Source organism: Rossellomorea sp. NRS-1567 (genome assembly GCF_050467885.1).
Taxonomy (GTDB): domain Bacteria; phylum Bacillota; class Bacilli; order Bacillales; family Bacillaceae_B; genus Rossellomorea; species Rossellomorea aquimaris_C.
Genome location: NZ_JBITPL010000009.1, coordinates 1 through 3,010, shown reverse-complemented (window position 1 = coordinate 3,010; position 3,010 = coordinate 1). Strand labels below are relative to the sequence as shown.

At 51.7% G+C, this 3,010-nt stretch carries 1 rRNA gene; it reads right to left on the bottom strand.

Annotated elements, in window-relative coordinates:
• Nucleotides 1-73: 73 nt before the first annotated feature.
• Nucleotides 74-3,009: ribosomal RNA gene (locus ACIFOD_RS05620) — 23S ribosomal RNA — on the bottom strand.
• Nucleotide 3,010 lies beyond the last annotated feature (1 nt).

The window sequence follows — 3,010 nt, the reverse complement described above, 5'->3', positions numbered from 1 at the left end:
AAAACTAGATAAAGAATTGATGTCAAGAAAGCCGAATATCGACCAATGTTGTTCATTTAAAAAATGACTCTTTGTGGTTAAGTCCTCGATCGATTAGTATCAGTCAACTCCACATGTCGCCATGCTTCCATCTCTGACCTATCTACCTAGTCATCTTCTAGGGATCTTACTCACTTACGTGATGGGAAATCTCATCTCGAGGGGGGCTTCATGCTTAGATGCTTTCAGCACTTATCCCTTCCGCACATAGCTACCCAGCGATGCCTTTGGCAAGACAACTGGTACACCAGCGGTGCGTCCATCCCGGTCCTCTCGTACTAAGGACAGCTCCTCTCAAATTTCCTGCGCCCACGACGGATAGGGACCGAACTGTCTCACGACGTTCTGAACCCAGCTCGCGTACCGCTTTAATGGGCGAACAGCCCAACCCTTGGGACCGACTACAGCCCCAGGATGCGATGAGCCGACATCGAGGTGCCAAACCTCCCCGTCGATGTGGACTCTTGGGGGAGATAAGCCTGTTATCCCCGGGGTAGCTTTTATCCGTTGAGCGATGGCCCTTCCATGCGGAACCACCGGATCACTAAGCCCGACTTTCGTCCCTGCTCGACTTGTAGGTCTCGCAGTCAAGCTCCCTTGTGCCTTTACACTCTGCGAATGATTTCCAACCATTCTGAGGGAACCTTTGGGCGCCTCCGTTACTCTTTAGGAGGCGACCGCCCCAGTCAAACTGCCCACCTGACACTGTCTCCCACCCCGATAAGGGGCGCGGGTTAGAATTTCAATACAGCCAGGGTAGTATCCCACCGATGCCTCCACCGAAGCTTGTGCTCCGGTTTCCAAGGCTCCTACCTATCCTGTACAAGCTGTACCAAAATTCAATATCAGGCTACAGTAAAGCTCCACGGGGTCTTTCCGTCCTGTCGCGGGTAACCTGCATCTTCACAGGTACTATAATTTCACCGAGTCTCTCGTTGAGACAGTGCCCAGATCGTTACGCCTTTCGTGCGGGTCGGAACTTACCCGACAAGGAATTTCGCTACCTTAGGACCGTTATAGTTACGGCCGCCGTTTACTGGGGCTTCGATTCGCACCTTCGCTTGCGCTAAGCACTCCTCTTAACCTTCCAGCACCGGGCAGGCGTCAGCCCCTATACTTCGCCTTACGGCTTCGCAGAGACCTGTGTTTTTGCTAAACAGTCGCCTGGGCCTATTCACTGCGGCTCTCTCGGGCTTGCACCCTACCAGAGCACCCCTTCTCCCGAAGTTACGGGGTCATTTTGCCGAGTTCCTTAACGAGAGTTCTCTCGCTCACCTTAGGATTCTCTCCTCGCCTACCTGTGTCGGTTTGCGGTACGGGCACCTTTTTCCTCGCTAGAGGCTTTTCTTGGCAGTGTGGAATCAGGAACTTCGCTACTATAATTCGCTCGCTATCACAGCTCAGCCTTCACGATGATGGGATTTGCCTCATCATCAGCCTAACTGCTTAGACGCACATATCCAGCAGTGCGCTTACCCTATCCTCCTGCGTCCCCCCATTGCTCAAACGGAAAAGAGGTGGTACAGGAATATCAACCTGTTGTCCATCGTCTACGCCTATCGGCCTCGACTTAGGTCCCGACTAACCCTGAGCGGACGAGCCTTCCTCAGGAAACCTTAGGCATTCGGTGGATGGGATTCTCACCCATCTTTCGCTACTCATACCGGCATTCTCACTTCTAAGCACTCCACCAGTCCTTACGGTCTAGCTTCGCAGTCCTTAGAACGCTCTCCTACCACTGACACCTAAAGGTGTCAATCCACAGCTTCGGTGATACGTTTAGCCCCGGTACATTTTCGGCGCAGAGTCACTCGACCAGTGAGCTATTACGCACTCTTTAAATGGTGGCTGCTTCTAAGCCAACATCCTGGTTGTCTAAGCAACTCCACATCCTTTTCCACTTAACGTATACTTTGGGACCTTAGCTGGTGGTCTGGGCTGTTTCCCTTTCGACTACGGATCTTATCACTCGCAGTCTGACTCCCATGGATAAGTCTTTGGCATTCGGAGTTTGTCTGAATTCGGTAACCCGATGAGGGCCCCTAGTCCAAACAGTGCTCTACCTCCAAGACTCTTACACATGAGGCTAGCCCTAAAGCTATTTCGGAGAGAACCAGCTATCTCCAAGTTCGATTGGAATTTCTCCGCTACCCACACCTCATCCCCGCACTTTTCAACGTGCGTGGGTTCGGACCTCCATTCAGTGTTACCTGAACTTCATCCTGGACATGGGTAGATCACCTGGTTTCGGGTCTACGACCACATACTCAATTCGCCCTATTCAGACTCGCTTTCGCTGCGGCTCCGTCTTATCGACTTAACCTTGCATGGGATCGTAACTCGCCGGTTCATTCTACAAAAGGCACGCCATCACCCGTTAACGGGCTCTGACTACTTGTAGGCACACGGTTTCAGGTTCTATTTCACTCCCCTTCCGGGGTGCTTTTCACCTTTCCCTCACGGTACTGGTTCACTATCGGTCACTAGGGAGTATTTAGCCTTGGGAGATGGTCCTCCCAGCTTCCGACGGGATTTCACGTGTCCCGCCGTACTCAGGATCCACTCAAGAGAGAATGAAGTTTCAACTACAGGGTTGTTACCTTCTTTGACGAGCCTTTCCAGACTTCTTCGTCTACTTCATTCCTTTGTAACTCCGTATAGAGTGTCCTACAACCCCAAGAGGCAAGCCTCTTGGTTTGGGCTACATCCCGTTTCGCTCGCCGCTACTCAGGGAATCGCAATTGCTTTCTCTTCCTCCAGGTACTTAGATGTTTCAGTTCCCTGGGTCTGCCTTCCATACTCTATGTATTCAAGTAAGGATATTGTTCCATTACGAACAATGGGTTCCCCCATTCGGAAATCTCTGGATCAAAGCTCACTTACAGCTCCCCAAAGCATATCGGTGTTAGTCCCGTCCTTCGTCGGCTCCTAGTGCCAAGGCATCCACCGTGCGCCCTTCATAACTTAACCG